The following is a 16,859-nucleotide window of genomic DNA, read 5'->3' as shown; positions in this document are numbered from 1 at the left end:
TGGTAAAGGGCTGCCTTTCTTACTTAGGAAGGCGGGTGCGTTATTGGAAGACGGCCTCTGGATCATCAAGGCTGTCAGAGCCTTCAATTTCGATGCCATCAGCGCCCAGCACTGCAATCACACGTTCGATCGACCGGGTCTGATCGATCAGGCCATTGACGCCGCCCATGATCAAGGCTTCGCCGGCATCATTGCCGCGCTCAAGCATCATGTCATAGGCAAAGCCCGCTTCGGCAGCTGTCTTGATCCGGCCAAGGGCCAGCACCGCATCCGCCAGTTTCAGCCGCATCTCAGCGTCGAGCGCGGCATCGGTTTCGGCAACCAGATCGGACAGGGAGGGGCCCGATGTGATGGTGCCGTCGATCCCTGTATAGCTGCCCAGATAGACCGACTGAATGCCCACGCCGTTGTAGAAGTGATCGTTGTGGGTGTTGTCAGCAAAACAGGAATGCTCTTCTTCGGGGTCGTTCAACATCACGCCAAGGCGCATGCGTTCACCCGCGGTTTCACCGTAGGACAGCGACCCCATCCCGGCAAGGATCGCCGAGATCCCCGCATCGGCATCCGATGTCAGCTCTGCGCGTGCCACACCGCCATCAGCCCATTGTGCCGCCATCCATTCCAGATCGGACACCAGCAGATCAGTGGCCGCTACCAGATATTCACCACGACGATCACAATTGCCGCCAGTACATGCATCACCCGCAGCGTAGTCTGTCCAGGGCCGGTTGCCCGCACCTGCGTCATGCCCGTTCAGGTCCTGACCCCAAAGCAGAAATTCAATCGCGTGATACCCGGTGGCAACGTTAGCTTCGACACCATCCGCTTCTTGCAAGGTCTCTTCTAACAGCGCAGGCGTAATGATGGATGCATCAACCGTTTCACCGCCCAAGGTGAAGGACGCGTTGGCGATGACGTTCAGCGCAGCGGCTGCGTTTTCGTCGGTGGGGCCGCCATAGGATGCATCGACATAGTCGATCAGACCTTCATCAAGTGGCCAAGCGTTCACCTTGCCTTCCCAGTCATCCACGATGGCGTTGCCAAAGCGGAAAACTTCGGTTTGTTGATACGGCACGCGGGCCGCAAGCCATGCGTCCTTTGCAGCCTGAAGGCTCGCGGCAGATGGTGTTTCAACCAGCGCATTCACCGCCGTTTGCAAAGCCTGCCCCGCCGTCAGGCTATCGGTGTACTGAGCAGCGGCCATATCTGCGTAATTGTCCAGAACATCAGACCTTTCAACCGCCAAGGCAGGCGTCGCAAGGGCCAGACAAAGCGCCGTTGACGCAAGATAGATAGATTTCATTGGGTGTTTCCTATGATTGAAAGCTTTAGCGCGCCGGGCTTTCCTGATCATATGACAGGATGGCTAAGCATTTGCGCCAAACCTGAGTGAAACAATAAGGCTTGTCAATCCGACAAATTTAATCAGGAACCTAGACATCCACGAAAAGGACGTTAGAAACCATTTCTGAGTAAAATACTCATGAAAGGGATTGGATCATGAAAAAGACAACAACCGCATTGCTTGTCTGTGCGACGACAGCGACGGCAATTGCATCATCAGCGGTCGCGGAGGGTGAGCTGAACCTCTATTCATCACGTCACTACGACACGGATGAGCGCCTCTATTCCGACTTTACGGAAATGACCGGCATTACAATTAACCGCATCGAAGCCAACGCTGATGAGCTGATCGCACGGATGGAAGCCGAAGGCGTGAATTCACCGGCTGACATCTTGCTGACAGTCGATACATCGCGTCTGGAGCGCGCCAAGGATGCAGGCGTGCTGCAATCTATTGATAGCGATGTGCTAGAGGCTCGTATCCCAACAAGCTTGCAGGATGCCGACAACCAGTGGTTTGGCTTTAGCCAACGTGCACGCATCATCTTTTACGACAAGACCGATGTCACAAACCCGCCGATGGACTATGTATCGCTCGCCGATCCGGCCTACGAAGGCATGGTCTGCCACCGGTCATCCACCAATGTCTATTCACAGACATTGTTGTCGGCCATCATTGAAAACCACGGCGAAGAGGCCGCGACTGCGTGGGCGCAGGGTTTTGTAAACAACTTTGCCCGTGATCCGCAGGGCGGCGATACTGACCAACTGCGCGGTCTTGTGTCAGGCGAATGTGATATCTCGATCTCGAACACCTATTACTTTGCACGCGCGCTGCGTAAAGAAGTGGATGGTCTGGATGCCGAAGCACTTGCAAACATCGGATGGATTTTCCCAGCACAGAACGCCGAAGGCGCACATATGAACCTGTCAGGTGGCGGCGTGGCTGCACATGCGCCAAACCGCGACAATGCAGTCGCTTTCATGGAATACCTTGCCTCTGATCAGGCGCAGCAATATTTCAGTGCCGGGAACGATGAATACCCTGCGGTGCCGGGTGTGGGTCTATCGCCATCCGTGGCTGCTTTGGGTCTTTTCCGCCCGGATGCGGTGGACCTGACGGAAGTGGCCAAGAACCTGCCTGCGGCGCAGGTTATCTTCAATCAGGTTGGCTGGGAGTAAGTCCCAACACGATCAAATTGAAAAAGGGCGCAGCACAAGCTGCGCCCTTTTTTGCCACAAACCCGCGCAGGGGTCGTGTCACTTATGCACCTATGCTGACCTCTTTGGCGGATATGTCCAATCGCCCCGCTCCGGTCCGTATGGCTTCTGGCGTCGGAGGCGGGAAATCAGCGTCCTGCAGCCCGGCCTGCGCCTGTACCCATGCGCGGTCACCGTCAGCCCCCGTTGCCATCTTGTTGGCGGTAAACCGGGCGACACGGGGTGCAGCAACACTGGTGCCGTTCAGACGCACCATGGATCCGCTGCGTGAACCGGCGCTAAGCACACCCAACAAGACAGGGCTGTCATCCCCGCGCGCTGATGCATCCGGCCCGTCGCGATAGGCAACAGGCTCTCCGCGTGGTGGAGTAATAGGTCCGGCGGCGGAATAATCCGACATCTTACCATTGCTTTGCACCAGCGCCCCAATCACCAAAGGTGACGGACCGCAGGCAAACCCGCTCAGCGTGCCTGCCCGCCGGATCAAGCTATCTGTACCCGGCGGATCAACCGCAAGCGGCGCACCATACTTGTCAAAGCGTTCATAGTTGGCGTTGTTGAAATAAGGCTGCCGTCCGCCCCGCCGGAAGCCGGGCAATGTATCATCACGCTCAACCCAGACCTGCACGTCTTCGTCAGGAGCGATCTGATCTGGCGTAACCTCGATTTTCCACCGGCCTGCAGGCGCGAGTGGGGCCGGTGTCAGGCTTTCTGTCGGGTTCAGCGTCAGCGTGATCAAACCGCGGGCGGTGGGAAGCGGCGCGAAAGCAAAGGACAGGCGCGCCACTTCGATGCCCTGATCATTCAGCAAGGATTGATAGGACCCGGCAGCAATACTCACAGGGCCGCTTTGTAGCCCATCCGGTGTTGTGGCGCGCACCGTGACGAAGTTTGGCAATGGGGTGGCCCCACTGTAAGGCATCCACAACTGCACTTCGCTGGCCGTGCGGTCATCGGGCATCGCCACGAAATCAAGCGTCTTTGCCGGGCGATTGCCCCCCCCGTTGAACGCCAGCTTTGCATGGGTGCGCGACAGGTTACCGTTGCCGGCCGGTAGCACCAATCGCAGTTCTTGATCGGGGTCGCAGTGCGGGCCTGAGGGGCCGAAATAATCCTCGATCGCCCGCGCAATCGCACTTGTGCCATCGTGCGGTCCGCCAAAATTCCCATAGCTGAAGTTGAATACAGCAGGCGGGCGGGTGCCATCCTTGCACCGGAACCGCGCTGCTTGGCGCGTCAAACGGTGCAAAGCAAGAACGAGACTGGGCAGGATGCTCCCACCCGAAACATCCTCGGTCACGCGGGTTGGCAGGATGGCGCACAGGATGGGCCTGTCATCAGGCGCGGCGTCCATAGGATAGCCCGCTGCCAAAGCCGTAATATGGGTTCCATGCGAACGGCGCAGAGATGTCGGTGAAAACGTCCCGTCAGCATAATCTATCACGCCAGCCTGTTGATAGAACCGGTCCTCATCCAGCAGTTTGGATGATGTGTTCGCCACCAACAACGCGTCGATCTGCGCTTTGTCGAGTTCGACGCCCACTGATGCCAGCCCCGGTGCCGTACCCGGCATGGTTGGCAAGACCGTCGCATATGCGACCCGTGTTGATGTCAAACCGTCACGGAACACATCATTGCCAAATGCAATGCCATCATCAATCACTGCCGTGATCACAGTACCATTCGGCACCTTTATCGTCGGCAGGGCCGCCTTCTGTTGTTTGGCCTCCAGGTTAATAAAATCCGGATCAATCACAGCGCCAAGGATCACCGACGCAACGCTGTATTCCTTCTCTGACCAGTTCAAAGCGCGCAGCACCTCAGCGGTCGCAAAGACGACGACAAGCTTGTCTTTAAAGACGGTCTTTCGGTCTTCTGCAGTATAATCGGACGGGATATGGAGCTGCGCCTTCAGGCCCCCATCAAGCTTTTTGACAAAAGCTGCGATGCTGGTCTCGCGCAGGTCCAGCAGTGCGGAATACCAGATCGCAGGCACCTCTTGGCCTTTTTCCCGGTCGCGCGGCTGGGTGAACGCCTCTTGCTGTGCCAGTCGGAAATCCAAAGCGCTGCTGGTGGCCCCGCGTTCGGCCACGCCTTGCCATCGCTGCCCGGAGGGGCGTTTTTCTGATCTCTCTTTATCCTTTATGCGCATGGCAGGTCCTGCCATTCGGCAACCGCCTTGCCCCATAGCCATTCCAATGGGGCCGACTGCACTTCGTTTTTGGATGGTTTGCGCGTTGTAGTAGCCCATGGATTGCCGTTTGGTCCTGATTTCTTTGGTTGCAGATCGTCTTGCGCCTCGTACAGTTGGTGCCAGTCAAAATCATCAGCGGCATCAAAACGTGTGCCGTGGAAAGTTGCACTGGTGCTGTCTTGCGCGGTTGGATCGCAATGTTCATGAATGAATTCCGCCAGCGTCAGTCCCAAAAGTGACCCGGCAACGCTATCCATCGGGAAATGGACGCCAGCAACGGTTCTGTTGATCGCAATGCGTGAAGCAAGACGCATCATCATTTCACCCCAAACGCCATCTTGCTGATATTGTGGCGTGCCGGACGCGCGCAACAGTTTCCAAAGCAAGCGTGCGGCGATGAAGCTTTCAGTGGCGTGGCCGCTGGGCAAAGACCCATGCGTAGGCGTCTGGATCATTGGCTGCACTTGCGGTGAAAATTCGATGGGGCGCTTTGCGGCCAGCGTGTACTTGATCCGCATGTGGTTGTAGGCACAAAAACGCAACGCCGCATAAAGCAATTCTATTGTGAATGGCGTACGGGCGGGATCAAGAAATGAAATGGATGCCAAAAAAGGTACAGGTGTAGGTAATTGCGCCAGAATCTCTGCCCCACGGTCCTGCCGCAAGTCGGCGTAGCCTGACAAATAAGACATCTGGTCCTTGAACTGTTGTATTGTAGGCGCAGTCATTTCAATGAGGGGCCGGGCCTGCACTTTGGGTGGTTGGCCAGACTTGGAATCGACACGCCAAAGATAAGCCGTCGCAGTTTCATCACAGCTCGCAGAATAAGTTACGCGTGTTCCCAACTCAAACATAAAGATATTGGCACGTACTTCTGGTGAAAGACGTTTGAGGTTCGCCGGGTCTTCGCAACAGCCCTGAACAATGTTTGGGTCCAGATTAAGTGGTGCACCCACAATGCCATCGCGTGTTGTTAAAAGCGACTCTGCGCCAAGCGGGCTTTCAGTCGCGGCAAAGCCTGAAAATCCCGAAAAACCTGAAAAACCAGAGAAACCTGAAAAACCGGAGAAGCCTGAAAATCCCGAAAAACCGGAGAAACCTGAAAAACCGGATTCTGGCCCACCGCCATTACCACTACTTGCCATTATTAAATCTCCTTAGAATAAATTTTTAATCAATCCGGCACACCAGTTTCACGCAGTGTTGCCGCAAAATTTTGCCCTACATCAAAGTTAGCACTAGGTGACCCTTTAAGCCAAGCACTGACGCGCAGTCCCGGCTGTAGCCTTAATAACTCACGAGTGGTTTTACGGGCTTCATCTTCATAGCCCAGTCGCATTTGCGCCACAGCTTGCACCCTTAATGTAGATGTATGTGTCCGGTTCAGGCGAAGCGACGCCTTTGCCAACACAACTGCGCGCTCGTAATCCTCAGCAGCAACGTTGGCCGATGCCGCCAAAGCCAAAAAGAAGAAGCGATGTGGGTCAATTGGCGCTAAATGCAATGCGCGCTCAGCATCACGCTTGGCGTCTTCACCTTTACCTTGAAATGCAAACAGCGTCCCACGTAATACTCTGCCGCTGGCGTCATTTGGATTGACATCAAGTGCCGCATCGTAGCGGTCTTCAGCCTCGTCAAGCTGGTGCAGAAGATTGGTCAACACATTGCCTTCACTAATCAGAGCAAGTGCATTTTCTGGGTCAATATCCAATGCCTTCCGTGAAAAGCCAAGGGCATGTTGCGCTTCCTCTTTAGGATTCTCGGACCATCCCTGCTGCACGCGCAGCACATGCCATCTTGCCATCCATGCGAGTGCAGCCGGATGATTTGGAACACGCTCAATGAGAGTACGCAGCATTTCTCCAGCCAAATTGAAATCCACGGGTGCGAACCGGTACATCAGCCCGACGGCCCCAATCAACAGAGAATAATTTCGCAGCGTCGAAATGGGTTTTGAGCGAACCCTATCAATTTCGTTAAGCGCGATAGCTTTCCGGACTTTGGCAACGATTTCTTCAATCGCCTCTAAACCGTTCAGAATATTGGTCACTTCGATAGTAACACGCTCGGCCCACAGGACCTTATTCGTACTGACTTCGGACAGCTGAAGCATCATGCCGATATGGGTATCATGCGTCAAGATTGTGCCAGACAGAACGAAATCAGCTCCCAGCACGTCACCAATTCTATTCAAGCTTGCATCTTGCCCGCGGAAGGCCGTTGTTGAAAGGCGTGAAATCACGTTGATATCGGCAGAGCGCGATATTGTTGCAATCAGATCATCCGCAATAATCTCGCCAACAACGTTTGTATCGGGTGACGTGATCCACGCCCTGAGCGGAACGACCGCAATGGTTGGTAGAAGGTCCTCGGCCGCAATCTGTGGCAAGAGCCGCTGGCGCCCGACATTGGCATGGACACGAAACGTACCAAGCGTTTCCTGCGTGGTTTGTAGCCTTTGCTGACTAAGGTCTTCAAAATCGAAATCCAACTCACCATGGCATTGGTCGCGCACTTCGACGGACACCACAACCTGCCTGGCTTGCCCAAGCGCTGCAATTCCTGCAACGCGCATATGGCTGCCATCGGTTTGCCCTATCGGCAGCAGATCAACACCGATGCGGGCGCTTTGGCCGTGGTCAGATGCGCCAAACCCAAGAGCAAAACGTATTGCCCCCGCAACATCGGAAAATGAAAAGATAGCGGCATCATCATTGGCAAGGATACGTTTATCAGCGCCACCGCCCATCGCCTCTCGTTCAAGGGCAACATGATCGAGTAAGGCCTCAGGGCTCGCTGGCTGAATACAAACCCATGCTGCTTTTGAAGCAAAGGCAGACCCTTGATCTGACGTGACAAGGGCCTGTGGCGGCGTAGTATCTACGTGGGTCGGGCTTAGCAGGTATCCTACCTTTGGGCGCGTTTTCAGAATGCTGCGGTCCGTGTCACCCAATGCGCGTCTGATATCTGCAATGCATTGCGTCAAGCTGTCGTCGGTGACGCTGACATTCTGCCAGACCGCCGAAATCAGGTTATCTTTCGTGACAGGATGCCCAAGATTATCAACCAATATTGACAGGACCTGCGCCGATTGCGGCCTAAGGCTCACATGCTCGCCCGCACTATCCAAAAGGCAGCCCCGCCCTTTGTCATAGGTAAACAGGCCCAAGCTGATCTGCACTGGCACATGTATTCCAGATGTCACCATGTCTCCCCACTTCGCACTTCAGGCCGCAACTGAAAGCAAAGTTCCTATTTCCCAAAGATAGGTTACTGCGGATCGGCTGGTGTGCAAGTAAAATGGATACGACGTTAGGTTGCGTGTCCGTTGTGCCACTAGGGTCAGGTCCCAACCAATCTGTGCAATCAATTCGGTAATTTTCAGAAAATTTCAGGAAAACCTTCAGGACTTTCGCCCGGCGCAAAAGTTAACGTCGGGTCACTGCTTCGCTGAGCACCTGAAGATAATGACGATGACCTCTTCCAGTCAAAGTCCTTCAGTCCCCCGCAACGCGATAGCACAGATGAAAGGAGAGGCCGCCATTATTAATCGGTGAGTTGTTTAAGAGTGGTTATGAAGATGTCCAGATGACGCTGTCACAATTCAGATCAGCCGCAAGCAAATCTGAGTGGGGTTAGTGAGTGAGCCTAAGTGTCGATTGGTCGTTTTTTTTGGTTGTCTCCCTGGGTCTGGACGGTCCCGGTTCAGACCCAGTCATCTGTTCCAGATGCCGCTATTTGTGAGTTAGAGCGCATTTGAAATGGTAATGAGTGAAACAGATTAGCAGACCTTTTCAGGCGATCCAGATGACCGGATCGATGTTGAAGGGGACGGTAACGAAGATTTTAGAGAGTTATTTTAGCACCATAAGGGCTCGGTACATGTTGTATCGGGCCCGTTTTCTTTGGTGCATGGAAACATAACACAACGTTACTCAACCCGTATTAGCGTATCCCAATGTGTCTGCGCCAAGGCGATCATCTCAACCGGCCCACTGTCGAAAAATCTTCCGCCACGCGCTGCAAAAAAGACGTATAATTTACCGTCATGAATGCGCCAGACCTCTGGATCACCGGGTACTTCTTGGCCCAACGACATCGCCCGTGTGCAGTAGCCGCCAAACTGTGGGGCGTATTCCTCTGGGTTTGCCCGAAACAGCGTTGCCTCCGCTTCCGTTGCAAACCGCCAAACCGCCCCTTTCCAGTTGGCAGTTATGGCATCTGTACCATCCACGGCCACACCTGCATTGAAGTAAGCCGTTGTGTCATAGCCACCAAGCGCATGGCCCGTTTCAGATAGGCTAAAGCGGCTTATTGTTTTCGCAAAAACAACAGAAGGCGCAGACATCAGGGCGCTGAGCGCAAGCGCTGTTTTTCCAAATATGCGGCGGCTTATCTGGTATTGTGTCATTGGTTATTTTCAATCCAAAAAATACGCTTTGGGAGATGATTGACTACCATCGATCGGCGCTTGCGACCTAATCACGTTTGAATGATCTATGCCCGACCGTATTTATCGGCAAACCGTACGATATCGTCTTCACCCAGATAGCTGCCTGATTGCACCTCGATCAGTTCCAACGGGATTTTACCGGGGTTTTCGAGTGCGTGGATTTCGCCCAGCGGAATATAGGTCGATTGGTTTTCCGACAACACCAGCGTTTCATCGCCACGGGTCACCTTGGCGCAGCCGCGCACCACAATCCAGTGTTCAGCCCGGTGATGATGTTTTTGCAACGACAGCTTAGCACCCGGGTTCACAGTGATCCGCTTGACCTGATAGCGGTGGCCCGCATCCACGCTGTCATACATCCCCCATGGACGGTAAACGACCCGGTGATGGTCCAGCTCCGGCCTGCTGTCTGCCGTCATCTGCGTGATCAGTTCCTTGATCTCCGCCACCCTGTTCTTGGGCGCGACAAAGACCGCATCCTTAGTTTCGACCACAACCGTATCCTGTAAACCGACCGCCGCCACAAGGCGGCTGCCAGCGTTGATATAGTTGCCCGATCCTTGCAGGCTAATCACGTCACCAATGGCGCAATTGCCGTCCGCGTCCTTCTCAGACGCCGCCCAAAGCGCGGCCCATGATCCAACATCGCTCCAGCCTGGATCAATTGGAACGACCACCGCTTCATTTGTATGCTCCATCACCGCATAATCGATGGACACATCGGGGCAGGCCAGAAAGGCCTCTGCGTCAAAGCGCAGAAAGTCCAGATCACCCGCTTTGCCAGCAAAGGCAGCCCGGCAGGCCGCCAGCACATCGGGACGGTGGGTTTCGAGTTCTGCCAGATAACGGCTGGCCCGGAACAGGAAAATCCCACTGTTCCACAGATACCCCCCGGTGGCGAGATAGTCCGCCGCGGTCGTGGCGTCCGGCTTCTCAACAAAAGCAGCGACGGACAGCGCAGGCCCCCGCCCGACGCTGTCACCGGTGCGGATATAACCATAGCCGGTTTCGGCATACGACGGGTTGATCCCAAAGGTTACCAACTGGCCTGTTTGCGCATGGGGCGTAGCCGCTTTGACGGCATCAGCAAAGACATCCGGGGCGGCCATCTTGTGATCAGCTGGCATCACCAGCATCACTGGATCATCCCCATCTACTTGCGCCTGCAAGGCGGCCAAGGCAATCGCAGGTGCGGTATTACGCCCGGCAGGTTCCAACAGGATCAATGCTCCGTCCTTGCCAATCTGGCGCATCTGCTCTGCAGCCAGAAACCGGGTCTCTTCATTACAGATCACCAGCGGGGCCACACAAGGCAGTCCACCGATCCGCGCGACTGTCGCTTGCAAAAGCGTCGTCGTGCCATCAAGGCTGAGGTATTGTTTTGCATAGTGCTTGCGCGACAAAGGCCACAGCCGCGTGCCAGAACCACCTGCCAAGATCACAGGCAGGATGGGCGATAGCGGATCGTCTGGCGAATGGGGCATAATCAGCTTTCTTGTAAAAGTTAGTCTGCTACTTATCACCGGCGGTACAGAGGCAACAAGAACTGTTGCAGCACCTGACCTTAAGCAATTCGAGAGCGGCATTTATCGTGGGTCTCTTAGGTTCAATAAGCTACAGTCTGCACCACCTATTCCGCGACTTATTTTTTGCGTGTTGCGGCAGCCTTATCATGGCTTTCAATTTCCATTTCCCGTAAGATCCCAAAACAGCAAACCCGTTTGAATTGGACAACCAATGCCTTTGCAGAATACCAGCGACAGCTATGGCGCATTTACCAAGCTTTTCCATTGGATCATCGTCATTCTGTTTGCTTGGCAATATCTCAGCGGCAATATCATGACAGAGATGCAGCGTGGCGATGTTGTCGCCAGCCTGACCCAGAACGATTACTACAACTGGCATAAATCTATCGGGCTTGTCGCCTTGGCGATTGCTGCCTTTCGCCTGTTGAACCGGTATATTGGGCGGCTACCCGGCTGGGCGCCGACGCTTTCAGGGGGCGAAAAGAAGGTTATTCACCGGCTTGAACAAGTGCTTTATCTGGCGATGTTTGTGATGCCGATCAGCGGGTTCATCTATGTCATGGCAGGCGGGTTTGGTGTGCTGATGTTTGGCGAATTCAGGCTGCCTGATCCTATAGGCCGGTCAGAGACCCTCGCTTTTATTGGCAAATGGGTGCATATCGTGTCTGGCTGGGTGCTGGCTGCGGCTGTCGCAGGCCACCTCTTTATCGTCTTGCGACACCAGCTGTTTATGAAAGATGGGTTGCTCTTGCGGATGCTGCCCGCCCGGCGCAAATAAAGGCCAAAGCAGTTGGGAAATATGATGAAAACAATAGCTCTTGTCCTTGTGGCGCTCATCGCTTTGCTGCACCTCTATATCGCTTGGTTTGAAATCTTTGCGTGGACGTCGCGCGGGCCTAGTGTGTTTGACACCTTACCGCCCGATCTTTTTGCGCAAACCGTTGAACTGGCCGCCAATCAAGGGATCTATAATGCCTTTCTGGCAGCGGGTTTGATTTGGGCGCTTTTGATCAAGGACGCAAAGTGGCAGTTCAACATTGCCGTTTGCTTTTTGCTTTTTGTAGCAAGTGCCGGTGTTATGGCAGCATTGACGATTGCATTAAAATCGGGGCTGCCACAGTTTGTGCCAGCAAGTATCGCACTGCTCCTATTGCTGCTTTCGAAAGAAAAGGCCGCAGACTAGGGTCCTGACCCTAGGGCCATTAGACTTGCGTGCGGTTCAACGCAGTCTCAACCGCGTCATGCAAGGCCCCGTTGCTTGCCAGAAATGACCCTGATGACAGCACATCTCGGTCAGCCCAGAGCGGGGTAAACCGCCCGCCTGCTTCGGTCACAATCAACATGCCCGCAGCGATATCCCACGGCCCAAGGTTGCGTTCCCAATAAGCGTCAAACCGGCCCGCGGCGACATAAGCCAGATCAAGCGCCGCTGCCCCCCAGCGCCGCAAACCCGCAGTTTGCGGCATCAACTGTTCCAGATCATCCAGACAATGCGACAGATAGGTCGTGCGCCCGCCCGCAGGCACGCCCGACGCCAGAAGCGCCGCATTCAAGGGCACGGCTTCGCTCACCGTGATCGCACATCCGTTCAGATAGGCACCCTTGCCCTTTTCAGCGCAGAACATCTCGGCTTTCACCGGGTCGTAAATGATGGCCGCAAGTGGCGCATCTTCCTGAAACAGTGCGATCGACACTGCCCAATGCGGCAGCCCCTTGAGGAAATTTGTGGTCCCATCCAACGGGTCCACGATCCAACGCAACCCGTCAGCGTCACTGGCGCGCGCGTTGGTCTCCTCACCCAGCCAGCCGTAACCGGGAAAGCGCTGCATGAGGTGATCAAAGATCACCTTTTCGGCATGCACATCAGCTTCGCTGACAAAGTCGCCTTGCGTCTTTTCCGTGATAGTTAATCCCGCCAACCGCTCTGACGCGCCCAGCAAACCCTGCCCTGCCAAAAGCGCTGCTTGCGCCATGATACAGAGTGTCTCTGATGCATCATCGGGCAGGAATGGCGACATGTTATCCCTCATAGCGCACCCGGTGGCACAGCGTCGCCGGATCATGCAAAATCCCGTCATAGGCGGTGGGCAGATCGCGGAACGCCGTTTCACCCGATATCAAAGCATCCAATATCGGGTCATTCAACAGCGCCAGCGCCTTGGCCAGCCTACGACCAAAATCCCAGCGGGCGGCTTGTCGTGCTGGCACACGCCCAACCTGAGAACTGATGAGACGCAACCGGCGCTGATGAAACCGCCCGCCCAATGGCACGTCGGTGCTTTGCGCGCCATACCAACTGGCCTCAATCACTGTCGCCTCAACCCCCGCGAGCGCGAGCGCAAGCGACAAACCGGCGGCACTGGCTGAGGCATGGATGACGACATCGGCCTCCTCAGGTGCGGTGTCAGGGCTCGCAAAACCACAGCCAAGCGTGGTGGCAAGCGTACCACGGCCGGGGTCGATATCTACCAAAGTCACCTCGGTGCCCGGCACCTTGGCGGCCAGATAGCCGACAAGTGCACCAACGACACCGCAGCCTATCACCACAACGCGGTCGCCCACACTGATCCCGGCATCCCAAGTGATGTTCACCGCCGTTTCCATATTCGCCGCAAGCACCGCACGAGCCGCAGGCACATCGGCAGGTACAGTCAGCGCCATATGCGCCGGAACAGCAAAGCTTGATTGGTGCGGAAACAGGCTAAACACGATCTCACCATGGCGATCACCGCTCTGCACCCTGCCGACAGCCGCGTAGCCGTATTTTATTGGAAAGGTGAATTCGCCCTCCTGAAACGGCGCGCGCATATTGGTATGTTCGGATACGGGAACCTGACCTGTATAGACAAGACGTTCGGTCCCACGGCTGATGCCAGTGAACAGGGTTTGGATGTCCAACTCACCATCATTGACGTGATAAACCGTGTCACAATATTCCACTGTTTTGGGGGCTGTGATCCACAGCGCACCAGCGATGGTCATAGGCTATGGCCCGACTTCAGCGCCTTTACGGACAGGTAGTCGTGATTGTGCAGGTTACGCCCAACACGCAGGGGCAATTGTTCAACCACGGTGATATCGCTGTCATGGAAGGTCTGCACCTTGGCGGGGTTATTCGTCAAAAGCCGGATTGCCCTAAATCCCAACGTGCGCAACATCACGGCAGCCACGCGGAAATCACGCTCATCATCCTCATAGCCCAGACGGTGGTTCGCCTCGACCGTATCAAGACCCTGCGATTGCAGATCGTAAACGCGCATCTTGTTGGCCAAACCAATACCGCGCCCCTCTTGGTTTAGGTACAGCAGCACGCCAGAGCCTTCTCGCCCCATGCGGGCCAGTGCCGCGCGCAGTTGCGGGCCGCAGTCACATTTCAGGCTGCCCAATACGTCGCCGGTAAAGCAGGCCGAATGCACGCGCGATAGCACAGGTTGATCGCGGTCGGGCGTGCCGATTTCGATCGCGTAATGCTCTTTGCTGCCATCAGGATCTCGGAAGATATGCAAGCGGCCAAGATCATGGGTTTCCAACGGCAATACCGCAGCAGATACCTGTGCCAGCACAGGCGGGATCAGCAAGGCCTCAAGCGCTTCGTCGGCCACAAGTGATGCGATGGGCAGATCATCAAGGCGCGCATCGTCGGCCACATTGAACATCGCAACCGCAGGCAGGAGTTCGACCATTTTCACCAGCTTGATCGCCAAACGGTGTAGGGGTGTCTGCGGGCTGCGGATCATGTGCAATGGACCAGCAAGGCGACGGTCTGCATCAAACTGCGTATCAGCAAGGTCCTTGAACCATGCCAATCCCGCAGGCGCAGGCGGTTGCAGGCGCACCACCGGGTCACTGATATCCAAAGTGGTCGGCATGATCGCCTGCGCACGCTGGGCGGTCAAGATCAGCTCTGGTGTATCAAACCGCTGGCAAAGGGCATCAAACCGCGCTTGCGACAGCGTTTCGACGGCGACAACCACGGCGCGGTTGCCGTGATGCGTCAGAAGACAGGGCAACCCCATTGCAAGGTCGCCGCGTGCCCGCGCAAGACGTTCGGGCAATGTCGGCAAAAGACAGTCAGATTTGATATGCATGGCGGCGGTCTCGTTTCTGGTTAGAGGCGTGGGCCTTGGGGGTTCAGCATGGCATTGGCACAGCGAGCAGGGGCGATCGGCAGCGCATCAGCAGGGCTGAGCACACAATCAAACAAAACATCGCTGCCTAGGTTATACACATTTGTTTCGGGGCGACGGGCCTGCGCCAAGGTCCCAATAGGGGCGGTCGTCAGGCTTTGTGGGCCGGACCCGATCAGTAAAGGCGCAATCGCCATATGCAACCGGTTGAGCAAGCCCGCTTCAAGAAACTGGGTGATCGTGATCCCCCCGCCTTCGATCAGGACGCTTTTGAAACCACGCTCTTCCAAGGCGTTTAGTATATCTTCTGGGTCGATCCACGAGGTGCGCGATAGGGTAATCGCCTCAACCCCTTCTGGCCGCTCTTTTGGAACCGCCTGAATAACAATGCGGCGGGCTGAGGTATCAGTCAGCAAGCGTACGTCATTGGGCAAACGTCCATCAGGGTCAATCACGACGCGGGCAGGGCTGGTGCCATCGGCCAGACGCACGGTCAGTTGCGGGTCATCATGCAAGGCCGTTTTGACCCCAATGACCACCGCATCAGCCAAAGCCCGCAACCGATGCAAATGCGCCAGACCATCCTTGCCAGACACATCCTGTGCATCGCCGGTTTCGGTGGCAATGCGCCCGTCCAGAGACTGACCGATCTGTGCAAATACCTGGGCCGTGGCCGTCGGCTGTGCCAAGGCACCGTAAAGCGCCAGCGCCTGCGCCTCGCCCCAGGACCAATTGCCACAACACAGACAGGCCGCCCCTGTTTTCACGTCAAGAATCCTTTCCCATACTCTATGGGTTACGTCTACGTGCTGCATTTTATTCCCCCATTCCGTGTGGAACGGCAAAAATATCGGTATGCCCGATATATCCGACCGTTTCCGCCACGTTCGCACGGCGGTCGGCGACCCAGGCCTGCGCCTGCGCAAACCCCGCCTCTGCCGCGGCCTCACCAATTCCGCTTAACAACTCATCATGCAATTGGACTGTCGCGCCATTCAACCGCCAAGGGCTATCACCGCGATGCACGTCAAATCCATGCTTGACGAAAACCTCGGCAGCGACATCAGCCGATGTTGGCCCTAATGCGGGGCCAATCCCCTTGTCTGTCCGCTGGTGCGCGTTGAACGCATCTGTTACGTCCGCGTCAGCCGCGTGTCGTGGCAACCATCGCATCTGTCCGTTGTAATTGAGCGCTGCGTAAAACGGGATACCTGCGTCTTGCAGCCGTTGGGCCAGCGCTGTCACCCACTCCAGCGGCATCAAATCAAGCAGGGCCGAAGCTGTGACCAACCGCACACCATCCAGCGGCAGCTGATCAATATCGCGCAGGTCAAACACAACCCGCTCCGCCCCCGGATGCCGCGCTAGCGCAATATCCAAGAGCGCCGCATCGCCATCGACAAACCGCCACTTGCAGCCGGTATCACCAAAGGCGCGTGCAGTTGATCCTGTGCCGCTGCCCAGATCCACCACAGTGGCCGTTGATCCCGCACATGCCACGGCCTGTGCCAGCAGACTGGCATCACGTGATGCATGATCCACCGGTTCGCGCAGGGCCAGCCAGTCTGGTGAGAACCCCATTTAGATATCCGCCTCGTACCAGCCGCGCGCGACATGGCTTTCTTCCAGCGACACTTTGATGCGGCACACCCGGCCACCGTCGCCCAAACCCGTCGTCTTGGCCGTGTCGCGCAACTGTTGCCAGATGTAATGGCACAGGAATTCGGTCGTCGTAATCTTGCTTTTAAACGCGGGCACCTCATCCAGATTGGCGTATTTCAGCGGTTTAAGCGCCTCTGCCAACGCCTCAAGCGCCAGTCCAATATCAACGACCAACCCGTTGTCATCCAGATCCTTGGTATAGAACGCTGCATCAACAACGAACGTCGCCCCATGCATACCCTGCGCAGGGCCGAACACCGGCGAGGGCAAGGAATGGGCGATCATCACGTGATCACGTACTTCAACTGCAAACATTTATTTCCCCAATCATA

The 16,859-nt window shown here is 55.8% G+C and carries 15 protein-coding genes and 1 pseudogene; 3 read left to right on the top strand and 13 right to left on the bottom strand.

The features are described 5' to 3' along the window. Nucleotides 1-40: 40 nt before the first annotated feature. Nucleotides 41-1,303 (bottom strand): imelysin family protein, encoded by a 1,263-nt coding sequence (locus BC777_RS17175; RefSeq protein WP_100369448.1) that lies wholly within the window; start codon nt 1,301-1,303, stop codon nt 41-43. Nucleotides 1,304-1,500: 197 nt separating this feature from the next. On the opposite strand from BC777_RS17175, the gene BC777_RS17170 reads away from it, so the two are divergent. Beyond that, complete coding sequence (locus BC777_RS17170; protein ID WP_100369447.1) at nt 1,501-2,526, top strand: extracellular solute-binding protein; 1,026 nt, start codon at nt 1,501-1,503, stop codon at nt 2,524-2,526. Nucleotides 2,527-2,608: 82 nt separating this feature from the next. On the opposite strand, the gene BC777_RS17165 is transcribed toward BC777_RS17170, so the two are convergent. The 6 genes and pseudogenes from BC777_RS17165 to BC777_RS17140 form a co-directional block, all read right to left on the bottom strand. Next, entirely contained in the window at nt 2,609-4,732 is a 2,124-nt protein-coding gene (locus tag BC777_RS17165) for a S8 family serine peptidase (RefSeq protein ID WP_100369446.1), read from the bottom strand. Continuing rightward, on the bottom strand, nt 4,708-5,904 hold the full coding sequence (locus BC777_RS17160) for a phosphatase PAP2 family protein (RefSeq protein ID WP_168769205.1): 1,197 nt from the start codon (nt 5,902-5,904) through the stop codon (nt 4,708-4,710). The genes BC777_RS17165 and BC777_RS17160 overlap by 25 nt, the downstream gene beginning before the upstream one ends. Nucleotides 5,905-5,933: 29 nt before the next feature. Beyond that, nucleotides 5,934-7,508 carry a tetratricopeptide repeat protein gene (locus BC777_RS17150; protein ID WP_245834452.1) on the bottom strand — a complete coding sequence of 525 codons (1,575 nt, stop codon included), beginning with the start codon at nt 7,506-7,508 and terminating at the stop codon, nt 5,934-5,936. A gap of 159 nt (nt 7,509-7,667) precedes the next feature. Next, nucleotides 7,668-7,967, bottom strand: a pseudogene (locus BC777_RS19720) (winged helix-turn-helix domain-containing protein); the annotation flags it as partial. Nucleotides 7,968-8,690: 723 nt separating this feature from the next. Continuing rightward, complete coding sequence (locus BC777_RS17145; protein ID WP_100369442.1) at nt 8,691-9,170, bottom strand: YHS domain-containing (seleno)protein; 480 nt, start codon at nt 9,168-9,170, stop codon at nt 8,691-8,693. A gap of 86 nt (nt 9,171-9,256) precedes the next feature. Continuing rightward, nucleotides 9,257-10,696, bottom strand: a complete 1,440-nt coding sequence (locus BC777_RS17140; protein ID WP_100369441.1) for a mannose-1-phosphate guanylyltransferase/mannose-6-phosphate isomerase — start codon at nt 10,694-10,696, stop codon at nt 9,257-9,259. 253 nt (nt 10,697-10,949) lie between these two features. On the opposite strand from BC777_RS17140, the gene BC777_RS17135 reads away from it, so the two are divergent. After that, nucleotides 10,950-11,516 carry a cytochrome b gene (locus BC777_RS17135; RefSeq protein ID WP_100369440.1) on the top strand — a complete coding sequence of 189 codons (567 nt, stop codon included), beginning with the start codon at nt 10,950-10,952 and terminating at the stop codon, nt 11,514-11,516. A 21-nt stretch (nt 11,517-11,537) separates the two neighbouring features. After that, the gene (locus BC777_RS17130; protein ID WP_245834450.1) at nt 11,538-11,921 is read left to right on the top strand and encodes a DUF1304 domain-containing protein; all 384 of its coding nucleotides are present in this window, start codon (nt 11,538-11,540) and stop codon (nt 11,919-11,921) included. A gap of 19 nt (nt 11,922-11,940) precedes the next feature. On the opposite strand, the gene BC777_RS17125 is transcribed toward BC777_RS17130, so the two are convergent. From BC777_RS17125 to BC777_RS17100, 6 genes are read right to left on the bottom strand one after another with little or no spacing between them, the layout of a single operon-like run. Continuing rightward, complete coding sequence (locus BC777_RS17125) at nt 11,941-12,756, bottom strand: inositol monophosphatase family protein (protein WP_100369439.1); 816 nt, start codon at nt 12,754-12,756, stop codon at nt 11,941-11,943. Between the two features lies 1 nt (nt 12,757). After that, complete coding sequence (locus tag BC777_RS17120; RefSeq protein WP_100369438.1) at nt 12,758-13,720, bottom strand: zinc-dependent alcohol dehydrogenase; 963 nt, start codon at nt 13,718-13,720, stop codon at nt 12,758-12,760. Next, nucleotides 13,717-14,826, bottom strand: a complete 1,110-nt coding sequence (gene ribA / locus BC777_RS17115; protein ID WP_100369437.1) for a GTP cyclohydrolase II — start codon at nt 14,824-14,826, stop codon at nt 13,717-13,719. The genes BC777_RS17120 and ribA overlap by 4 nt, the downstream gene beginning before the upstream one ends. A 20-nt stretch (nt 14,827-14,846) precedes the next feature. Then, nucleotides 14,847-15,632, bottom strand: coding sequence for a RibD family protein (locus tag BC777_RS17110; RefSeq protein WP_245834448.1), 786 nt, complete (start codon nt 15,630-15,632; stop codon nt 14,847-14,849). Between the two features lie 49 nt (nt 15,633-15,681). Then, on the bottom strand, nt 15,682-16,446 hold the full coding sequence (locus BC777_RS17105; protein ID WP_100369435.1) for a class I SAM-dependent methyltransferase: 765 nt from the start codon (nt 16,444-16,446) through the stop codon (nt 15,682-15,684). After that, a complete protein-coding gene (locus BC777_RS17100) occupies nt 16,447-16,842 on the bottom strand; it encodes a 6-pyruvoyl trahydropterin synthase family protein (RefSeq protein ID WP_100369434.1) in 396 nt (131 codons plus the stop codon). Nucleotides 16,843-16,859: the final 17 nt, after the last annotated feature.

Source organism: Yoonia maricola (genome assembly GCF_002797915.1).
GTDB lineage: Bacteria > Pseudomonadota > Alphaproteobacteria > Rhodobacterales > Rhodobacteraceae > Yoonia > Yoonia maricola.
Note: the sequence above shows the minus strand (reverse complement) of the source record. Positions and strands in the feature narration are given on the sequence as shown.

Bases quoted from the DNA above. Each gene is read 5' to 3' on its own strand.
- BC777_RS17100 (WP_100369434.1), bottom strand. From the start codon at position 16,842: ATGTTTGCAGTTGAAGTACGTGATCACGTGATGATCGCCCATTCCTTG.
- BC777_RS17170 (WP_100369447.1), top strand. From the start codon at position 1,501: ATGAAAAAGACAACAACCGCATTGCTTGTCTGTGCGACGACAGCGACG.
- BC777_RS17165 (WP_100369446.1), bottom strand. From the start codon at position 4,732: ATGGCAGGACCTGCCATGCGCATAAAGGATAAAGAGAGATCAGAAAAA.
- BC777_RS17145 (WP_100369442.1), bottom strand. From the start codon at position 9,170: ATGACACAATACCAGATAAGCCGCCGCATATTTGGAAAAACAGCGCTT.
- BC777_RS17125 (WP_100369439.1), bottom strand. From the start codon at position 12,756: ATGTCGCCATTCCTGCCCGATGATGCATCAGAGACACTCTGTATCATG.
- BC777_RS17175 (WP_100369448.1), bottom strand. From the start codon at position 1,303: ATGAAATCTATCTATCTTGCGTCAACGGCGCTTTGTCTGGCCCTTGCG.
- BC777_RS17140 (WP_100369441.1), bottom strand. From the start codon at position 10,696: ATGCCCCATTCGCCAGACGATCCGCTATCGCCCATCCTGCCTGTGATC.
- BC777_RS17150 (WP_245834452.1), bottom strand. From the start codon at position 7,508: ATGGGCGGTGGCGCTGATAAACGTATCCTTGCCAATGATGATGCCGCT.
- BC777_RS17135 (WP_100369440.1), top strand. From the start codon at position 10,950: ATGCCTTTGCAGAATACCAGCGACAGCTATGGCGCATTTACCAAGCTT.
- BC777_RS17130 (WP_245834450.1), top strand. From the start codon at position 11,538: ATGATGAAAACAATAGCTCTTGTCCTTGTGGCGCTCATCGCTTTGCTG.
- BC777_RS17120 (WP_100369438.1), bottom strand. From the start codon at position 13,720: ATGACCATCGCTGGTGCGCTGTGGATCACAGCCCCCAAAACAGTGGAA.
- BC777_RS17160 (WP_168769205.1), bottom strand. From the start codon at position 5,904: ATGGCAAGTAGTGGTAATGGCGGTGGGCCAGAATCCGGTTTTTCAGGT.
- ribA (WP_100369437.1), bottom strand. From the start codon at position 14,826: ATGCATATCAAATCTGACTGTCTTTTGCCGACATTGCCCGAACGTCTT.
- BC777_RS17105 (WP_100369435.1), bottom strand. From the start codon at position 16,446: ATGGGGTTCTCACCAGACTGGCTGGCCCTGCGCGAACCGGTGGATCAT.